The sequence below is a fragment of the Pseudomonas vranovensis genome (genome assembly GCF_040438935.1).
Lineage (GTDB): Bacteria > Pseudomonadota > Gammaproteobacteria > Pseudomonadales > Pseudomonadaceae > Aquipseudomonas > Aquipseudomonas vranovensis.
Genome location: NZ_CP159259.1, coordinates 4,132,664 through 4,148,986, shown reverse-complemented (window position 1 = coordinate 4,148,986; position 16,323 = coordinate 4,132,664). Strand labels below are relative to the sequence as shown.

Sequence of the window (16,323 nt, the reverse complement as noted above, 5' to 3'; positions counted from 1 at the left end):
GATTACATGCCCCGTCCCACCGCGCTTACCGATGCCAGCCAGCCATTGCGGGGCATTTTGCTGGTGGTGCTGGCCACCTTCCTGTTTGCCAGCCACGACGCCCTGTCCAAGTACCTGGCCGGGTTCTATCCGATTCTCTGGGTGGTCTGGGCACGGTACCTGGTGCACACCCTGTTGATGATGGCGATCTTCCTGCCGCAGTCGGGGCTGCGGGTGTTGCGCACCCGCCGACCAGGGCTGCAGGCGCTGCGGGCGTTGTGCCTGCTAGGTACGAGCCTGCTGTTCACCACCGCGCTGCAATTCATCCCGCTGGCCGAAGCCACGGCGGTGAACTTTCTCGCGCCTTTGCTGGTGACGGCACTGTCGCTGCCGCTGCTGGGCGAAAAGGTCACCCGCGGGCAGTGGGTGGCGGTGCTGGTGAGTTTTGTCGGCGTCACGGTGATCATCCATCCAGGCGGTGCGTTGTTCACCCCGGCGGTGCTGCTGCCGTTCGGTTCGGCGTTGTGCTTCTGCTTCTACCAACTGCTGACCCGCAAGCTCAGCGGTATCGACAGCCCGACCACCAGCAACTTCTTCACCGGCGTGCTCAACACGCTGATCATGAGTGCCATCGTGCCGATGTTCTGGCAGACCCCGACCCTGGTCCACGGCCTGATGGCCGTGGCGCTGGGCACCTGCGGAATGACCGCACACCTGTTCTTGACCCAGGCCTTCCGCCATGCGCCGCCGGCGATGCTGGCGCCATTCAGCTACTGCCAGATCGTGTTTGCCGGGGTGCTTGGCCTGGTGCTGTTCGGACACAGCCCGGACATGGCCGGGCTGGTGGGGATTGCGCTGATCTGCCTGAGCGGGCTGGGCGCTGCCTGGTTGCAGCGCAAGCCTTAGGCTTCGACCTTGGGCACTTTGCAGGGGGCCATCAGGTACATCCAGACCAGGGCGATGAAGTACATGGCCGGAATCATGGTGAACAGCAGGGTGTAGTTGTTGTTGGTGGTGGTCAGGATGTAGCCCACCAGCTGGGTCATGAACATCCCGCCGATGGCCGCGCACATGCCGCCAAAACCGAACACCGTGCTCATCATGTGCTTGGGCGTGTAGTCCATCACCAGGCTCCAGATGTTGGCGGTCCAGGCCTGGTGAGCCGCGATGGCCAGCGAGATGGCCAGAACCGCGACCCACAGGCTGCTGGCACCGGCAGCGAAGATCACGCTGACGATGGTGGCGGCGAACAGCAGCATCGACAGCAGGCGCGCCTTGACCGGGGCCATGCCACGGCCGATCAGGAACGAAGAGAGAATGCCGCCGCCGACGCTGCCGAAGTCAGCGCTCAGGTAAATGACGATCAGCGGGATGCCCATCTGGGTGACACTGATACCGAGGTTGTACTGCTGGTTGAGGAACGGCGGCAGCCAGTACAGGTAGAACCAGAACACCGGTGCGGTGATTGAGTAGGCCAGGGCGAAGGCCCAGGTGCCACGCATGCGCAGGATCCGCGAGAACGGCATGCGGGCCTGCTCCGGTTCCACTTCACTTTGCACATACGCCAGCTCTTCCTTGCTGACGCTTGGATGGCTCTCGGGGTTGTAGTACTTCAGTCCCCAGAACACTACCCACACCAGGCCCAGTGCCGCCATGCCCATGAAGGCCGCCTGCCAGCCCCACACGGTGAGGATCAGCGGCAGCAGCATCGGGGTGAACATCGCGCCAACGTTGGTTCCGGCGTTGAAGATGCCGGTGGCCACCGCTCGTTCTCCGGCCGGGAACCACAGGCGTGTGGTCTTGACGCAGGCGGGGTAGTTGGCCGCTTCGGTCAGGCCGAGGATGAACCGGCAGACCATAAAGCCCACCGCCGAAGTCGCCAGGCCATGGGCGCCGGTGGCCAGGCTCCAGAGCAATACGGCGCAGAAAAACACGCGCTTGACGCCGATACGGTCGATCAGCCGGCCCTGGAGGACGAAGCCGATGGCGTAGCCCACCTGGAACCAGAAGTTGATGTTGGCGTAATCCATCGCCGTCCAGCTCATTTCCTTGGCCAGGATCGGCTGCATCACGCCCAGGGCGGCGCGGTCGATGTAGTTCAGGGTGGTGGCGAAGAACACCAGGGCAAGCATGACCCAACGGGTCTTGCCCACCGCCATGGCGCCACGGATCTTGTCGCCGATGCCGGCGTGCGGGGTGTTGGCCAGCGGCTGGGCCATGCGGGTGCTTTGTGAATGGATCATGGGAGGGTTACCCGTATTTTTATGTTTATGGGTCAAGCCTTGGGTCACGCAACACTACGGTCGCCGGGGTGCTCGGCGGTCGATTCAGCGGCAGGGGTCGATGGGCTTTTGGCCGGAGCAACACTGCCTGGTGTCGAAATGGTGCGCCTGTGGTCAAAAAAGGGTCAATTCGTAGAACGCTATTATGGGCGATAATCGAACACAAAACTAACCGGTTCGTACATATTGCGTTGAGCATTTTTTGTTCACCGCCAATACTTGCAGCATCCGGGTTTTGCCTGCCCATCGGAGCGAATAAAAATGCAGCGTTCGATTGCCACTGTGTCCTTGAGCGGTACCTTGCCTGAAAAACTCGAAGCCATAGCCGCCGCGGGTTTCGACGGGGTCGAGATCTTCGAGAATGACTTGCTGTACTACGCCGGCAGCCCGCGGGAAATCCGCCAGCGCTGTGCCGACCTGGGCCTGGCAATCACCCTGTTCCAGCCGTTCCGCGACTTCGAGGGCTGCCGCCGTGACCGCCTGGCCCGCAACCTGGACCGCGCCGAGCGCAAGTTCGACCTGATGCAGGAGCTGGGCACCGATCTGGTGCTGGTGTGCAGCAACGTTGCCGCCGACTCCCTGGGCGAGCGCCAGGTATTGGTCGACGACCTGCGCCTGCTGGCCGAACGGGCCGGGGCACGGGATCTGCGCATTGGTTACGAGGCGCTGGCCTGGGGTCGTCATGTGAACACCTGGGAGCAGGTCTGGGATATCGTCAAGGCGGGCGATCATCCAAGCCTGGGCATGATTCTCGACAGTTTCCACACCTTGTCGATCAAAGGTGATCCGCGCGGTATCGCCCAGGTTCCGGGCGACAAGATCTTTTTCGTGCAAATGGCCGATGCACCCGTGCTGGCCATGGATGTGCTGGAGTGGAGTCGGCACTTCCGTTGCTTCCCCGGGCAAGGCGAATTCGACTTGGCCGGGTTCCTGGCGCCGATCCTGGCCAGTGGTTATCGCGGGCCGTTGTCGCTGGAGATCTTCAATGACGGCTTTCGCGCTGCGCCGCCACGGGCCAATGCCGCCGATGGCCTGCGCTCGTTGTTGTACCTGGAAGAGAAGACCCGCCAGCGTCTTGAACTGGATACCCCGCAGCCGCTGGACGACCTGCTGTTCGCCCCACCGGCCGCCAGCGCCTACGACGGCATCGAGTTCCTTGAGTTCGCCGTGGACGACGCCCTGGGCGCCAAGCTGGGCAACTGGTTGGAGCGCCTCGGTTTTACCCGCGCCGGTGCGCACCGCTCGAAGAACGTCAGCTTGCTGCGCCAGGGGGATATCAACCTGATCCTCAATGCCGAGCCCTATTCGTTCGCCCATAACTTCTTTGAAAGCCATGGACCGTCGCTGTGTGCCACGGCTATACGGGTCAAGGACAGCGCCCAGGCCCTGGCCCGGGCAGTGGCCTATCACGGCCAGCCGTATCGCGGCCTGGTCGGGCCCAACGAACGTGAATTGGCCGCCGTGCGTGCGCCGGATGGCAGCCTGATCTACCTGGTCGATCAGGACGCCGAAGGCCGCACCATCTATGACACCGACTTCAGCCAATTGCAGCCGTCGGGCAACAGTCTGGGGCTCAAGCGTATCGACCACATGGCCCTGGCGCTGCCGGCCGATGGCCTGGACAGCTGGGCGCTGTTCTACAAGAGCCTGCTGGACTTCACCGCAGACGACGAAGTGGTGCTGCCCGACCCTTACGGCCTGGTGAAAAGCCGTGCACTGCGCAGCCGTTGCAGCTCGATCCGGCTGCCGCTGAACATCTCGGAAAACCGCAATACCGCCATTGCCCACGCGCTGTCGCACTATCGTGGCTCGGGTGTGCATCACATTGCGTTCGACTGCGACGACATCTTCGCGGCGGTCAAGCAGGCCAAGGAGGCGGGCGTGGCGTTGCTCGACATCCCGCTCAACTACTACGACGACCTGGCCGCGCGGTTCGACTTCGATGACGAATTCCTCAGCGAACTGGCCTACTACAATGTGCTCTACGACCGTGATGCCCAGGGCGGCGAGCTGTTTCACGTGTACACCGAGCCGTTCGAGGAGCGCTTTTTCTTCGAGGTGCTGCAGCGTCGCAATGGCTACAGTGGCTACGGCGCGGCCAACGTGGCCGTGCGTCTGGCCGCCATGGCCAAGGCGCGGGCAGGAGCGCCGGCGCAGGCGCGTTTGTAGGCAGGCTTTCTTCCTTATCCCCCGGGGCTCATAATCACCGGGTTAACCGTTGGCCACGAGTCCCGTATGACGACTACCTCAGCACTTTTCGCAGCCCCGGAACCGGCGGTGCGCAAAGGCCGCAAGAACAACCCGGAAAAAACCCGCGAGAACATTCTTCAGGCGGCGATCAGCGAGTTCGTCCAGCAGGGGCTGGCCGGGGCGCGGGTCGATGCGATCGCCGAGCGCACCCAGACCTCCAAGCGCATGATCTACTACTACTTCAACAGCAAGGAGCAGTTGTACGTCGAGGTGCTTGAGAAGCTCTACGGAGATATCCGCAACACTGAAAGCAGCCTGAACCTGGCGGAGCTGGAGCCGCGCCAGGGCATTCGCCGGTTGGTGGAGTTCACCTTCGATCACCATGATCGCAATGTCGATTTCGTGCGCATTGTCTGCAACGAGAACATGCACCACGGCGAGTACGTGAAGTGCTCCTCGACCATCCGCTCGATGAACAAGACGGTGCTTACCGCGCTGGACGAGATCCTCCACCGCGGCGCCGAGCAGGGCCTGTTCCGCCAGGGTCTGCAGGCGCTGGACGTGCATTTGTTGATCAGTTCGTTCTGTTTTTACCGGGTATCGAACCGGCACACCTTTGGTGAGCTGTTCCAGGTCGATTTCGAGGACGAGGCGATCAAGGATCGCCATCGCGAGATGATCTGCGAGTCGGTGTTGCGGTACCTGCAGGCCTGATCGCGGGGCAAGCCCGCTCCTGCAGGATTTTTGCCAATCTGTGGGAGCGGGCTTGCCCCGCGATGCTTTCAGCCGCCCAGGCTGTTGAAGTGCGCGATCATCCGTGAAGCGTCCGGTGTTACCCCGCTGAACAACTCGAACGCCTTCACCGCCTGGAACACCGCCATGTTCGACCCATCCAGGGTCCTGCACCCCAACGCCCGTGCCTCGCGTAGCAGCTCGGTTTCCAGCGGGAAATAAACAATCTCCGCCACCCACAACGCAGGGCGCAGCAATGCCTTGGGTACCGGCATGCCCGGAAGCTTGGCCATGCCCATTGGCGTGGTGTTGACCAGCCCGTCGGTGGCGGCGAGGGCACTTTCCAGGTCATGGCCGACGCGGGCGCGGCTACCGTTGAAATGCTGATTGAGGTTATCCACCAGTGCCTGCGCTCGGGCTGTTTCGACGTCGAACACCGTCAGTTGTTCAACGCCTTCGGCCAGCAGTGCGTGGGCTACCGCAGCGCCTGCACCACCGGCGCCCATCTGTACCACCTCGGCACGCGGCGCATCGGCCAGGCCCCGGCGAAAGCCTTCGGCAAAACCCAGGCAGTCGGTGTTGTGGCCGATGCGCTTGCCGTCCTTGAGCACCACGGTATTGACTGCACCAATGCCCCGCGCTTCAGCCGAGAGATCGTCCAGCAACGGCAGGATCGCCTGCTTGCACGGGAAGGTAATGTTCAGGCCGGTGTAACCCATCGACTCGGCTGCGGTGAGCAGTTGCTCCAGCGCGGTGCTGTCCAGTTGCAGGCTGTCCAGGTCGATCAGCCGGTACAGGTAATTCAAGCCTTGGGCACGGCCTTCGTGCTCATGCAGCGCAGGGGTGCGCGAGGCCTGGATGCCTGCGCCGATCAGGCCGGCGAGAATACCGCCGGAGGTGGCCGGATTCATGGGGGGACTCCATTGTTGTTCTTGGAAATGGCGTTCAGTGAAAATGTACCGTTTGGTTAACAAGGTCAATTGTCGGAACCGAAGCCCCGTGCTTTTCTGTGCGCTGATCGCACAGCCTGTGCTACACCTGTTGTTTTGACCTGCCTGCGGAGGGAGACATGGCAATGCCGTTCAACGACTCACAGTTGATGGGTGAAACCTGGCCGGGGCTGGCCAGCCTCACTCAGTCGATCTTCGCGGGCCTGGGTGGACAGGGCTTTCGCAACAGCTTTCACCTCGACCGCTCGCAGGCTGCCTGCCTGCTGCTGATCGACGGCCTGGGCTGGAACCTGTTGCAGGCACATGCCCGCCACGCTCCGTTTCTGGCTTCACTGGCGCAGCCGGACTCCCGATTTCGCGTTGGCTTTCCCGCGACCACCGCAACCAGTCTGGCATCGGTCACTTCAGGGTTGGGCAGTGGTGCCCATGGCATTGTCGGTTGCAGCTTTGCCCTTGATGAACACAGCGAGCTTTCGCCGCTGCAGTGGGCCACCGCTGCACTGCAGCCCGGCGCGCAGCCTTGTGAGGCCCCGGCGCCCGGGTCGTTCATCGTGCCACCCGATGCCTGGAGCCTGGCCGCTGAACAGGGTATCGCCATCAGCACGGTGATGCTCGGGCGCTTTGCCAATTCGGCGTTCAGCCAGGCGATCTACAAGGCCGGGCAGATATTGCCTGCGCCGGCCTATGACGCCTATCCCGCGCTGGTAAACGCGGCGCTGGACGCACCGGGGCCGGCGTTCTGCTTTGCTTATTTTGGCGACCTGGATTTTGCCGGGCACTTGTTCGGTCCGGGGTCGGACGGCTGGATCAATCAGCTGCAGATTGCCGATCAACTGGCCCAGGCCATTGCTCGCAGGTTACCGGAACGCGCCCAACTGATGATCATCGCCGACCACGGCATGCTGGCGCTGGACAGCGAGCAGGTGCGGGACTTCGATCTCGAACCTGCCTTGCAGGAAGGTGTACGCGCCATCGCAGGCGATATCCGGGCGCGCTACCTCTACACCCACGAGCACCAGCAGGACCGCGTGCATGAACGCTGGCAGAACCGCCTTGGCGACGACTACCGGGTATTGAGCAAGGCCCAGGCGATTGCCAAAGGGTTGTTTGGGGATGTAATGCTGAGCCAGGCCGAGGCGCGGATCGGCGACCTGATCGTGGTGCCGAACGGGGCAGGGGGGATTATTCGCAGCGAGGTGGAGAAGCATGCCAGCCAGTGGCGTGGGCACCATGGGGCGTTGACCGATGAGGATCAGTTGGTGCCGTTGTTGATGTACAAGTGAAGCTGTTGCCGGTGTAGCCGTTGCCGCCAGGCTGCGATCGACTGCGCAGCAGACGCCTTGGCTTTTTACGACCGCTTCGCGGCCGATCGCAGCCTGGCGGCAGCGGCTACACCGATGGTTTCAGCGCCGGACCAGCAACACCCCACTCTCCATGTGATGCGTGTACGGGAACTGGTCGAACAATGCACACCGCTCGATACGGTGGGTGTCGTGCAACTGGGCGATGTTGGCTGCCAGCGTTTCCGGGTTGCAGGAGATATACAGGATGTTGTCGAAGCGCCGGGTCAGTTCGCAGGTGTCCGGATCCATGCCGGCGCGCGGCGGGTCGACGAACACGCTACCGAATTCATAGCTCTTCAGGTCGATGCCTTCCAGACGGCGGAACGGACGCACTTCGTTCAGCGCCTCGGTCAGCTCTTCGGCAGACAAGCGAACCAGGCGCACGTTATCCACACCGTTGTCATCGAGGTTGTGCAGTGCGGCATTGACCGAAGTCTTGCTGATCTCGGTGGCCAGCACCTTGCGCACCCGGGTTGCCAGCGGCAGAGTGAAGTTGCCGTTGCCGCAGTACAGCTCCAGCAGGTCGTCCTGGCGCTCGCCAAGGGCCTCGTAGGCCCAGTTGAGCATCTTCTGGTTCACCGTGCCGTTGGGCTGGGTGAAGGCGCCTTCCGGCTGGCGGTAGCGGAAGCTGCGTCCAGCAACCTGCAGCTCTTCGACCGCGTAGTCGCGACCGATCACCACGCGCTTGCCCTTGGAGCGGCCAATGATGCTCACGCCCAGGTCGCTGGCCAGTTGTTGCGCAGCCGCCTCCCAGTGCTCGTCCAGGGGACGGTGGTAGCACAGGGTGATCATCGCGTCGCCCGCCAGGGTGGTGAGGAACTCCACCTGGAACAGCTTGAAGCTCAGGGCTGAGCTCGCCATCCAGGCGGCCTTGAGGCGTGGCATCAGTTCATTGATGCGCAGGCTGGCGATGGGGAAGTCTTCGATCAGGATCGGCGTGTGCTTTTCGCCCGGCGCGAACATGGCGTAGAAGCGCTGCTCGTTCTCGCGCCACAGGCGAAACTCGGCGCGCAGGCGATAGTGCTCGCGCGGCGAGTCGAACACCGCAGGTTCCGGGGCATCGAACGGCGCCAGCAGCTCACGCAGGCGGGCAGCCTTGGCGTCGAGCTGCTGGGTATAGGACGAAGGATCGAGGACAGCACTCATGCGTTGAACCAGCCCAGCTTGATGACGAACAGGATCGAGAGGATCACCAGTGCCGGGTTCAGGTCACCACGACGGCCGGAGATCAGCTTGATCGCGGTCCAGGAAATGAAACCGAAGGCGATGCCGTTGGCGATCGAGTAGGTAAGCGGCATGGCCAGGGCAGTGATAACCACCGGTGCGGCTTCGGTGACGTCGTCCCAGTTTATTTCTGCCAGGCCCGAGGCCATCAGCACGGCGACGAACAGCAGCGCCGGGGCCGTGGCGAAGGCCGGCACGCTACCGGCCAGCGGGGCGAAGAACAGCGCCAGCAGGAACAGGATAGCCACCACGATGGCGGTAAGGCCGGTGCGCCCGCCCGCACTCACGCCGGCTGCCGACTCGATGTAGCTGGTGGTGGTCGAGGTACCCAGCAGGGAACCGGCCATGGCCGCGGTACTGTCGGCGATCAGGGCGCGGCCCATTTTCGGCATGTGGCCATCCTTGCGCATCAAGCCGGCGCGTTTGGCAACGCCGATCAGGGTGCCGGAGTTGTCGAACAGGTCGACGAACAGGAAGGCGAAGATCACGCTGATCAGGCCCACATCCAGCGCACCCTTGATGTCCAGCTGCAGGAAGGTTGGCGCCAGCGATGGCGGCATCGAGACCACGCCGGCGAACGGAGTGAAGCCCAGCACGATAGAGGTCACGGTCACGGCCAGGATGCCGATCAGTACCGCACCACGGACCTTCAGGGCCTCCAGCGCGACGATCAGGAAGAAGCCCAGGGTGGCGAGGATGGGTGCCGGTTGCTTGAGATCGCCCAGGCCCACCAGGGTCGCCGGGTTGTCGACCACGATACCGGCATTGTGCAGGGCGATCAGCGCCAGGAACAGGCCGATACCGGCAGCAATGGCCGAACGCAGCGGCAGGGGGATGCTGTTGACGATCCACTCACGAATTCGAAAGATCGACAGCAGGAAGAACAGCACCGCCGAGATGAACACCGCCCCCAGTGCCACCTGCCAGGTATGCCCCATGTGCAGGACCACGGTGTAAGTGAAGAAGGCGTTCAGGCCCATGCCCGGCGCCAAGGCGATCGGGTAGTTGGCGATCAGGCCCATGGTGGTCGAACCGATGGCCGCTGCCAGGCAGGTGGCAACGAACAGCGCGCCCTTGTCCATGCCGGTCTCGCCGAGAATGCTCGGGTTGACGAACAAGATGTAGGCCATGGCCAGGAAGGTGGTGACGCCCGCGAGAATCTCGGTACGCACAGTGGTGTTGTGTGCTTTTAGTTGAAACAGCCTTTCCAGCATGCCTGCTCCCCGTGGCGCGCCCCGGCGCCGTGAATGTATCGACCCCATCAGCAAAGCACAGACCGTACCGGGTGGTGTGTGCAATTTGAATGAGCCGGAAAAAAGCCGCGCATCATACCAGCATGCTCGCCGAGCGGTAATTAATGTGTGGATACACTGCAGATGTACGCAGTTTCAGGGCGTTTTTCCGATCAACTACGCTTGAAAGATACTCACAGGAGAACGCCCATGAGCCATAGAGCCCTGATCGTTGTTGCCGAAGGCGTTGACGACCTGCAGTGCGTGACCTTGATCGATGTCTTGCGCCGGGCCGAGGTAGAAGTGGTGGTAGCCAGTATCGAGGGCAGGCGGATGTTGACCTGTGCCCGGGGTACACGCCTGACCGCCGACGGCATGTTGGTGGACATCCTCGCCCAGCCCTTCGACCTGATCGTGTTGCCAGGGGGCGAGAAGGGCGCGCAGCATATGGCGGCGCATCAACCGCTGGAGCAGCAGGTTAAGGACCAGGCCAAGGCCGGAAAGTTTTTTGCCGCTATCGCCGAGGCTCCCGCGCTGGCCCTGCAGGCATTCGGTGTTTTGCGCCAGCGCCGCATGACCTGCCATGTCGATGTCAGTCAACAGCTTTCCGGTTGTACGTTTGTCGACCAGCCGGTGGTGGTGGACGGCAATTGCATCACGGCGCAAGGGTCGGGTGCGGCATTGGAATTTGCCCTGGTGCTGGTCGAGCAGGTGGTGGGCAGGGCCGCTCGCAAGCGAGTGGCGGGGCAGTTGGGCGTCTAGGTATCGCGGGGCAAGTCGAGACGCCGGTGCGACGTCTCGACTTGCCCCGCGAAGAACGCTCAAGACCGATGCATATGATCCCGGCCCGCCAGCGTCGGAAACAGCTTGATCCACACCCCGGTCACCACCAGCGTACCTACCCCGCCCAGCACCACCGCCGGCACCGTACCGAACCAGTGCGCCGTCACCCCGGATTCGAATTCCCCCAACTGATTCGAAGCACCGATGAACAACCCGTTCACCGCGCTCACCCGCCCGCGCATTTCATCCGGGGTTTCCAGCTGCACGAAGGCACCGCGGATCACCATGCTGATCATGTCGGCCGCACCGAGCACGGCCAGTACCGCCAATGAGAACCAGAACGAAGTCGACAGGCCAAACGCGATGGTGGCCACGCCAAAGACACCGACCGCGGTAAACATCACCCGGCCCACTTTGCGCTCCACCGGAAAGCGCGCCAGCCACAGTGACATCAGCAATGCGCCCACCGCGGGCGCCGAACGCAACAAGCCCAGGCCCCAGGGGCCGGTGAGCAGAATGTCCTTGGCGAATACCGGCAGCAGTGCCGTGGCGCCGCCCAGCAATACGGCGAACAAGTCCAGCGAGATGGCGCCAAGGATGTCCGGGCGGCTGCGGATAAAGCGAATGCCGGCCAGTAGCGAGTCCAGGCTGGCGCGGCCGGTCTGTGGCACTTGCGGCCGGACGCTGAGGCTCAGGGTCAGCAGGCAGGCGGTCACGTACAGCAGGACCGTCGGACCATAGACCCAGACACTGCCAAAGGCATAGAGAAAGCCACCCACCGCCGGCGCGACGATGGTCGCCGACTGCATTGCCGAGGCCGAGGCGGCCACGGCACGGGGGAACAGCCCCGGTGGCACGACGTTAGGCAGCAGCGCCTGGGTGGCGGGCATTTCAAAGGAGCGGGTGGCGCCCAGCAAGAAGGCCAGGATAAAGATCATCTCGCGGCTGACGTTGTCGGTGCTGCTGCCGATCACCAGTGCCACCGCGATCAACGCCTGGATGCTCTGGCACAGCGCGGCGACCCGGCGGCGGTCATAGCGGTCGGCGACGTGGCCGGTGTGCAGCATGAACAACACCCGTGGCGCGAACTCCACCAGGCCGACCAGGCCCAGGTCGAGCACGTTGCCGGTCAATTGGTACAGGTGCCAGCCGATGGCCACGGTGAGCATCTGGAAGCCGCTGGCGGTACACACCCGGGCCAGCCAGAACTTGAGGAAGGGACGGTGGTGGCGCAACAGCTGCGGTTGGTCTGACATCGGCGAAACAGAGCCTCGGCGAGGGGAGCGGGGGAGCAGATTATCATCAGTTTGTAACAACAGGTTGCAGGGATGGCGGCTGTTGGGCGGTCAGCGCACCGTTTGGGAGCGTCGTAAAGGGGGTGAGACAACCGGTCACGCGGCAATCAACCACACAACTGCGCAGGGCTTTCAGGACTATCCTTTCTGGCAACCGTTGATCTGGATCAATAGTTTCATTTGCAACGGTTGGGCCGTACGGCCGAATTCCCTGCGATGTGATGTTTTTAGAACAATTCCAACCAGCCGCACTCAACTACCGTGGGGGCAGTTGGCGCCAAGGCGCGTTGCCTGACGCCGGATTACCTGACAGAGGAAGCACTATGTTCGGATTAGAGGCTCTAGATCTCGCCCGAATTCAGTTCGCGTTTACCGTGTCGTTTCACATCCTGTTTCCGGCCATCACTATTGGCCTGGCGAGCTACCTGGCGGTACTTGAAGGGCTGTGGCTCAAGACCAACAACAGTGTCTACCGTGACCTTTATCACTTCTGGTCGAAGATCTTTGCCGTCAACTTCGGCATGGGGGTGGTGTCCGGTCTGGTCATGGCGTACCAGTTCGGCACCAACTGGAGCAAGTTCTCCGACTTTGCCGGCTCCATCACCGGCCCGTTGCTGACCTATGAAGTACTCACCGCCTTCTTCCTCGAGGCCGGTTTCCTCGGCGTCATGCTCTTTGGCTGGAACCGTGTAGGCCGTGGCCTGCACTTCTTCGCGACAGTCATGGTGGCCATTGGCACCATCATTTCCACCTTCTGGATTCTTGCCTCCAACAGCTGGATGCAAACCCCGCAGGGCTACGAGATCGTCAATGGCGTGGTAATCCCGGTGGACTGGTTCGCCGTGATCTTCAACCCGTCGTTCCCTTACCGCCTGGCACACATGGCCACTGCCGCGTTCGTGGCCACCGCGTTCTTCGTGGGTGCTTCTGCGGCCTGGCATTTGCTGCGCGGGCGTGACAACCCGGCCATTCGCAAGATGCTTTCGATGGCCATGTGGATGGCCTTGATCGTTGCCCCTATCCAGGCGGTGATCGGCGACTTCCACGGCTTGAACACCCTCAAGCACCAGCCGGTGAAAATTGCCGCGATCGAAGGGCACTGGGAAAACGTCCCGGGCGAGGCGACGCCGCTGATCCTCTTCGGCATTCCCGACATGGAAGCCGAGACCACCCGCTTCAAGCTGGAAATCCCGGCCCTGGGCAGCCTGATCCTGACCCACAGCCTGGACAAGCAAGTGCCGGCGATGAAGGAGTTCCCGAAGGAAGACCGGCCAAACTCCACCGTGGTGTTCTGGTCGTTCCGGGTCATGGTCGGACTGGGGATGCTGATGATCTTCGTCGGCTTGTGGAGCCTGTGGCTGCGCAAGAGCGACAAGCTCTACAGCTCGCGCCCCTTCTTGTACCTGACCTTGTGGATGGGCCCCTCCGGCCTGATCGCGATCCTGGCCGGCTGGTTCACCACCGAGATCGGTCGTCAGCCGTGGGTAGTCTATGGCCTGATGCGCACCGCCGATGGCGTCTCGAACCATAGCTACACCCAGCTGGGCGTGACCCTGGTGATGTTCGTGGTGGTTTATTTCGCCCTGTTTGGCGCGGGCCTTGGCTACATGATGCGCCTGGTACGCAAAGGGCCGAAAACCGGCGAGGGTGACGAAACCAACCCCGGTGGTCCTGGCCAGAAACGTACGCCTGCACGGCCGCTGTCGGCTGCCGGTGACGATCATGACGATGGCGAGCACGCCAGCCTGAGCAAGGGGAACTGAATCATGGGTATTGATCTTCCACTGATCTGGGCCGTGATCATCATCTTCGGCATCATGATGTACGTGGTCATGGATGGCTTTGACCTGGGCATCGGCATTCTCTTTCCCTTCGTCAAGGCCGAGCAGGACCGCGACGTGATGATGAACACCGTCGCGCCGGTCTGGGACGGTAACGAGACCTGGCTGGTGCTGGGGGGCGCGGCCTTGTTCGGCGCCTTCCCGCTCGCCTATGCCGTGGTGTTGTCGGCGCTCTACCTGCCGCTGATGCTGATGCTGATCGGCTTGATCTTCCGGGGCGTGGCCTTCGAATTCCGTTTCAAGGCCAAGGCCGACAAGCGTCACCTCTGGGACAAGGCCTTCATCGGCGGCTCGCTGGCAGCCACTTTCTTCCAGGGTGTGGCCCTGGGCGCCTTCATCGAAGGCTTCAAAGTGGTTGACCGCAGCTATGCAGGCGGCTCCCTGGACTGGCTGACACCGTTCAGCCTGTTCTGTGGCGTGGGACTGATCGTGGCTTATGCGCTGCTCGGCTGCACGTGGCTGATCATGAAAACCGAAGGCAAGCTGCAACTGCAGATGCACGACCTGGCCCGCCCGCTGGCGCTGGTGCTGCTGGCGGTGACCGGTATCGTGAGCATCTGGACGCCGCTGGCGCACCCGGACATCGCCACCCGCTGGTTCAGCCTGCCTAACCTGTTCTGGTTCCTGCCGGTGCCGATCCTGGTACTGGTGACCCTGTACGGTCTGCTCAAGGCTGTGGCCCGCAATGCCCACTACACCCCGTTCCTGCTGACCCTGGTACTGATCTTCCTTGGCTATAGCGGCCTGGGCATCAGCCTGTGGCCGAACATCATCCCGCCGTCGATCTCGATCTGGGACGCTGCCGCACCCCCGCAGAGCCAGGGCTTCATGCTGGTGGGGACGCTGTTCATCATTCCGTTCATCCTTGGCTACACCTTCTGGAGCTACTACGTGTTCCGCGGCAAGGTGACCCATGAGGACGGCTATCACTAGGAGCCCTGGCGATGACTGGCAAGCACACGTATGACGAAGAGAAAAAGCCGCTCTGGCAACGGCTGGGCTGGCTGGCGGTGATCTGGGCCGGCAGCGTGGCGGCCCTGGGCATCGTGGCCTGGCTGATGCGCATGTTCATGGCGGCAGCCGGCCTGAGCACCCACTGACTGACATTCCCATCCCGCCTCGCGGCGGATTCTGCGCCCTTCGCAACCTCGGTCGCGAAGGGTTTTTTTTTGCCTGTGGAGGAGCGGCGGTACGACGTCTCGACGTGCCCCGCGAAAGCGTTCTGTCAGCCACGCCGCATCCTGGGGCAAGCCCGCTCCTATTGTGTGGCGGCTATTTACGGGCCTTGAGCACCACGAACTTGGGGGTGGCCGCCACTTGCTCGACGCCCCGGAACAGGCGCGCCAGCTTGCTGTGGTAACCCAGGTGGCGGTTGCCGACGATGTACAGCGAACCCCCCACCACCAACGCCTCACGGGCCTGCTGGAACATGCGCCAGGCGAGGAAGTCGCCCACCACTTGCTGCTGGTGGAAAGGCGGATTGCACAACACCACATCCAGCGATTGCGCCGGTTGTCCGGCCAGGCCATCGTCGGCACGCACCGTCATTTCACGATCCCCCAGTGCCGCCTGCCAGTTTTCCAGGGCCGACTGGGTGGCCATGTAGGATTCATCCACCAAGGTGTAGTGCGCCTGCGGGTTGTTCAGGGCGCTGGCAATGGCCAGCACGCCGTTGCCGCAGCCAAGGTCGGCGACCCGGGCCGTGCCCAGGTTGGTTGGCAGGTGGGGCAGGAAGGCGCGGGTGCCGATATCCAGGCCTTCGCGGCAGAACACGTTGACGTGGTTGACCAGCTCCAGGCGCGGCGCCTCCAGCAGGTAGCGGGTTGGGTACGGGGAGGTGAAGGTGCCTTTGTCCTGGACGGTGGCAATCAACAGACGGGCCTTCTTCCGGGCCAGCGAGGCTTGCACCGGGCCGATGTATTTCTCCAGCAAGTCGCCGGCGGCGCGTGGCAGGTGCTTGATCATCGCCCCGGCGATGACCTGGGCACCTGGGGCCAGGTGTCCCTGCAGGCGGATCAATTGCTCTTCGAGCAGGGCCAGGGTCTTGGGTACACGTACCAGCACTCGGTCGAATGGGCCCTGCCATGGGCTGTTGGCCGGAATGAAGGGTACTGCGTCGAACGGCTGGCCGTTGCGCACCAGGTTCTTCTCCAGCGCCAGGTGAGCCAGGTGCGAGTCACCGCTGCTATGGAGCGGGAAGTGCCGGTTCAGGCTGATCGCCAAGGCCCCGAAACTGTCATTGAGTACCAACACCCGGGTCGAGGCAGCCGCTGCCTGCTCGGCCAGGTGTTCCAGCAAGTATTCGTCGGCGGCGTCGAACGCTTGCAAGGGATCGTTGGCTTGCTCGGGCTGGCGTAGCAGGTCGAGTTCGGCAAAAGGGCTGGTCAGCAAGGGCATGGTGTAAGGCTCTGGGGCAATGGCGCGCCGTGCATTCGACGGCGAGTGACAGGGTGGCAATTCTACAAGGGTTTT

At 62.8% G+C, this 16,323-nt stretch carries 14 protein-coding genes; 8 read left to right on the top strand and 6 right to left on the bottom strand.

The features are described from left to right. Positions 1-6 precede the first annotated feature (6 nt). Positions 7-885 (top strand): DMT family transporter, encoded by an 879-nt coding sequence (locus tag ABVN19_RS19350; protein ID WP_028944014.1) that lies wholly within the window; start codon positions 7-9, stop codon positions 883-885. On the opposite strand, the gene ABVN19_RS19345 is transcribed toward ABVN19_RS19350, so the two are convergent. Then, positions 882-2,222 carry an MFS transporter gene (locus ABVN19_RS19345; protein ID WP_105641669.1) on the bottom strand — a complete coding sequence of 447 codons (1,341 nt, stop codon included), beginning with the start codon at positions 2,220-2,222 and terminating at the stop codon, positions 882-884. The genes ABVN19_RS19350 and ABVN19_RS19345 overlap by 4 nt on opposite strands. A 300-nt stretch (positions 2,223-2,522) precedes the next feature. Between ABVN19_RS19345 and quiC the strand changes: the two genes are divergently transcribed. Both quiC and ABVN19_RS19335 read left to right on the top strand, forming a co-directional pair. Beyond that, positions 2,523-4,430 (top strand): 3-dehydroshikimate dehydratase QuiC, encoded by a 1,908-nt coding sequence (gene quiC, locus ABVN19_RS19340; RefSeq protein WP_105641668.1) that lies wholly within the window; start codon positions 2,523-2,525, stop codon positions 4,428-4,430. A gap of 66 nt (positions 4,431-4,496) precedes the next feature. Beyond that, on the top strand, positions 4,497-5,165 hold the full coding sequence (locus ABVN19_RS19335; protein WP_028944017.1) for a TetR/AcrR family transcriptional regulator: 669 nt from the start codon (positions 4,497-4,499) through the stop codon (positions 5,163-5,165). Between the two features lie 68 nt (positions 5,166-5,233). Here ABVN19_RS19335 and ABVN19_RS19330 read toward each other — a convergent pair whose 3' ends face one another. Continuing rightward, the gene (locus tag ABVN19_RS19330) at positions 5,234-6,094 is read right to left on the bottom strand and encodes a shikimate dehydrogenase (RefSeq protein WP_028944018.1); all 861 of its coding nucleotides are present in this window, start codon (positions 6,092-6,094) and stop codon (positions 5,234-5,236) included. A 158-nt stretch (positions 6,095-6,252) separates the two neighbouring features. Between ABVN19_RS19330 and ABVN19_RS19325 the strand changes: the two genes are divergently transcribed. Further along, the gene (locus tag ABVN19_RS19325) at positions 6,253-7,416 is read left to right on the top strand and encodes an alkaline phosphatase family protein (protein ID WP_028944019.1); all 1,164 of its coding nucleotides are present in this window, start codon (positions 6,253-6,255) and stop codon (positions 7,414-7,416) included. Between the two features lie 120 nt (positions 7,417-7,536). Here ABVN19_RS19325 and trmA read toward each other — a convergent pair whose 3' ends face one another. Together trmA and ABVN19_RS19315 are read right to left on the bottom strand one after the other, a co-directional pair. Next, positions 7,537-8,622 carry a tRNA (uridine(54)-C5)-methyltransferase TrmA gene (gene trmA / locus ABVN19_RS19320; RefSeq protein WP_028944020.1) on the bottom strand — a complete coding sequence of 362 codons (1,086 nt, stop codon included), beginning with the start codon at positions 8,620-8,622 and terminating at the stop codon, positions 7,537-7,539. Continuing rightward, positions 8,619-9,914, bottom strand: coding sequence for an NCS2 family permease (locus ABVN19_RS19315; protein ID WP_028944021.1), 1,296 nt, complete (start codon positions 9,912-9,914; stop codon positions 8,619-8,621). Before ABVN19_RS19315 ends, trmA begins: the two co-directional genes overlap by 4 nt. A 228-nt stretch (positions 9,915-10,142) precedes the next feature. On the opposite strand from ABVN19_RS19315, the gene ABVN19_RS19310 reads away from it, so the two are divergent. Further along, the gene (locus tag ABVN19_RS19310) at positions 10,143-10,694 is read left to right on the top strand and encodes a DJ-1 family glyoxalase III (protein ID WP_028944022.1); all 552 of its coding nucleotides are present in this window, start codon (positions 10,143-10,145) and stop codon (positions 10,692-10,694) included. A gap of 59 nt (positions 10,695-10,753) precedes the next feature. Here ABVN19_RS19310 and ABVN19_RS19305 read toward each other — a convergent pair whose 3' ends face one another. Continuing rightward, positions 10,754-11,971: an MFS transporter gene (locus ABVN19_RS19305; RefSeq protein ID WP_028944023.1), complete on the bottom strand. Its 1,218-nt coding sequence runs from the start codon at positions 11,969-11,971 to the stop codon at positions 10,754-10,756. Positions 11,972-12,333: 362 nt separating this feature from the next. Here ABVN19_RS19305 and ABVN19_RS19300 point away from each other — a divergent pair, with 362 nt between their 5' ends. From ABVN19_RS19300 to ABVN19_RS19290, 3 genes are read left to right on the top strand one after another with little or no spacing between them, the layout of a single operon-like run. After that, positions 12,334-13,773, top strand: coding sequence for a cytochrome ubiquinol oxidase subunit I (locus tag ABVN19_RS19300; RefSeq protein WP_028944024.1), 1,440 nt, complete (start codon positions 12,334-12,336; stop codon positions 13,771-13,773). Between the two features lie 3 nt (positions 13,774-13,776). Continuing rightward, on the top strand, positions 13,777-14,784 hold the full coding sequence (gene cydB / locus ABVN19_RS19295) for a cytochrome d ubiquinol oxidase subunit II (protein ID WP_028944025.1): 1,008 nt from the start codon (positions 13,777-13,779) through the stop codon (positions 14,782-14,784). 11 nt (positions 14,785-14,795) lie between these two features. Next, positions 14,796-14,951, top strand: a complete 156-nt coding sequence (locus ABVN19_RS19290; protein ID WP_036989853.1) for a DUF2474 domain-containing protein — start codon at positions 14,796-14,798, stop codon at positions 14,949-14,951. A gap of 172 nt (positions 14,952-15,123) precedes the next feature. Here the strand turns inward: ABVN19_RS19290 and ABVN19_RS19285 are convergent, their stop codons facing one another. Then, positions 15,124-16,248, bottom strand: coding sequence for a methyltransferase (locus ABVN19_RS19285; protein WP_105641667.1), 1,125 nt, complete (start codon positions 16,246-16,248; stop codon positions 15,124-15,126). Positions 16,249-16,323 lie beyond the last annotated feature (75 nt).

Bases quoted from the DNA above. Each gene is read 5' to 3' on its own strand.
- ABVN19_RS19285 (WP_105641667.1), bottom strand. From the start codon at position 16,248: ATGCCCTTGCTGACCAGCCCTTTTGCCGAACTCGACCTGCTACGCCAG.
- ABVN19_RS19310 (WP_028944022.1), top strand. From the start codon at position 10,143: ATGAGCCATAGAGCCCTGATCGTTGTTGCCGAAGGCGTTGACGACCTG.
- ABVN19_RS19325 (WP_028944019.1), top strand. From the start codon at position 6,253: ATGGCAATGCCGTTCAACGACTCACAGTTGATGGGTGAAACCTGGCCG.
- ABVN19_RS19315 (WP_028944021.1), bottom strand. From the start codon at position 9,914: ATGCTGGAAAGGCTGTTTCAACTAAAAGCACACAACACCACTGTGCGT.
- ABVN19_RS19330 (WP_028944018.1), bottom strand. From the start codon at position 6,094: ATGAATCCGGCCACCTCCGGCGGTATTCTCGCCGGCCTGATCGGCGCA.
- ABVN19_RS19290 (WP_036989853.1), top strand. From the start codon at position 14,796: ATGACTGGCAAGCACACGTATGACGAAGAGAAAAAGCCGCTCTGGCAA.
- ABVN19_RS19300 (WP_028944024.1), top strand. From the start codon at position 12,334: ATGTTCGGATTAGAGGCTCTAGATCTCGCCCGAATTCAGTTCGCGTTT.
- ABVN19_RS19305 (WP_028944023.1), bottom strand. From the start codon at position 11,971: ATGTCAGACCAACCGCAGCTGTTGCGCCACCACCGTCCCTTCCTCAAG.
- ABVN19_RS19335 (WP_028944017.1), top strand. From the start codon at position 4,497: ATGACGACTACCTCAGCACTTTTCGCAGCCCCGGAACCGGCGGTGCGC.
- cydB (WP_028944025.1), top strand. From the start codon at position 13,777: ATGGGTATTGATCTTCCACTGATCTGGGCCGTGATCATCATCTTCGGC.
- ABVN19_RS19345 (WP_105641669.1), bottom strand. From the start codon at position 2,222: ATGATCCATTCACAAAGCACCCGCATGGCCCAGCCGCTGGCCAACACC.
- ABVN19_RS19350 (WP_028944014.1), top strand. From the start codon at position 7: ATGCCCCGTCCCACCGCGCTTACCGATGCCAGCCAGCCATTGCGGGGC.
- quiC (WP_105641668.1), top strand. From the start codon at position 2,523: ATGCAGCGTTCGATTGCCACTGTGTCCTTGAGCGGTACCTTGCCTGAA.
- trmA (WP_028944020.1), bottom strand. From the start codon at position 8,622: ATGAGTGCTGTCCTCGATCCTTCGTCCTATACCCAGCAGCTCGACGCC.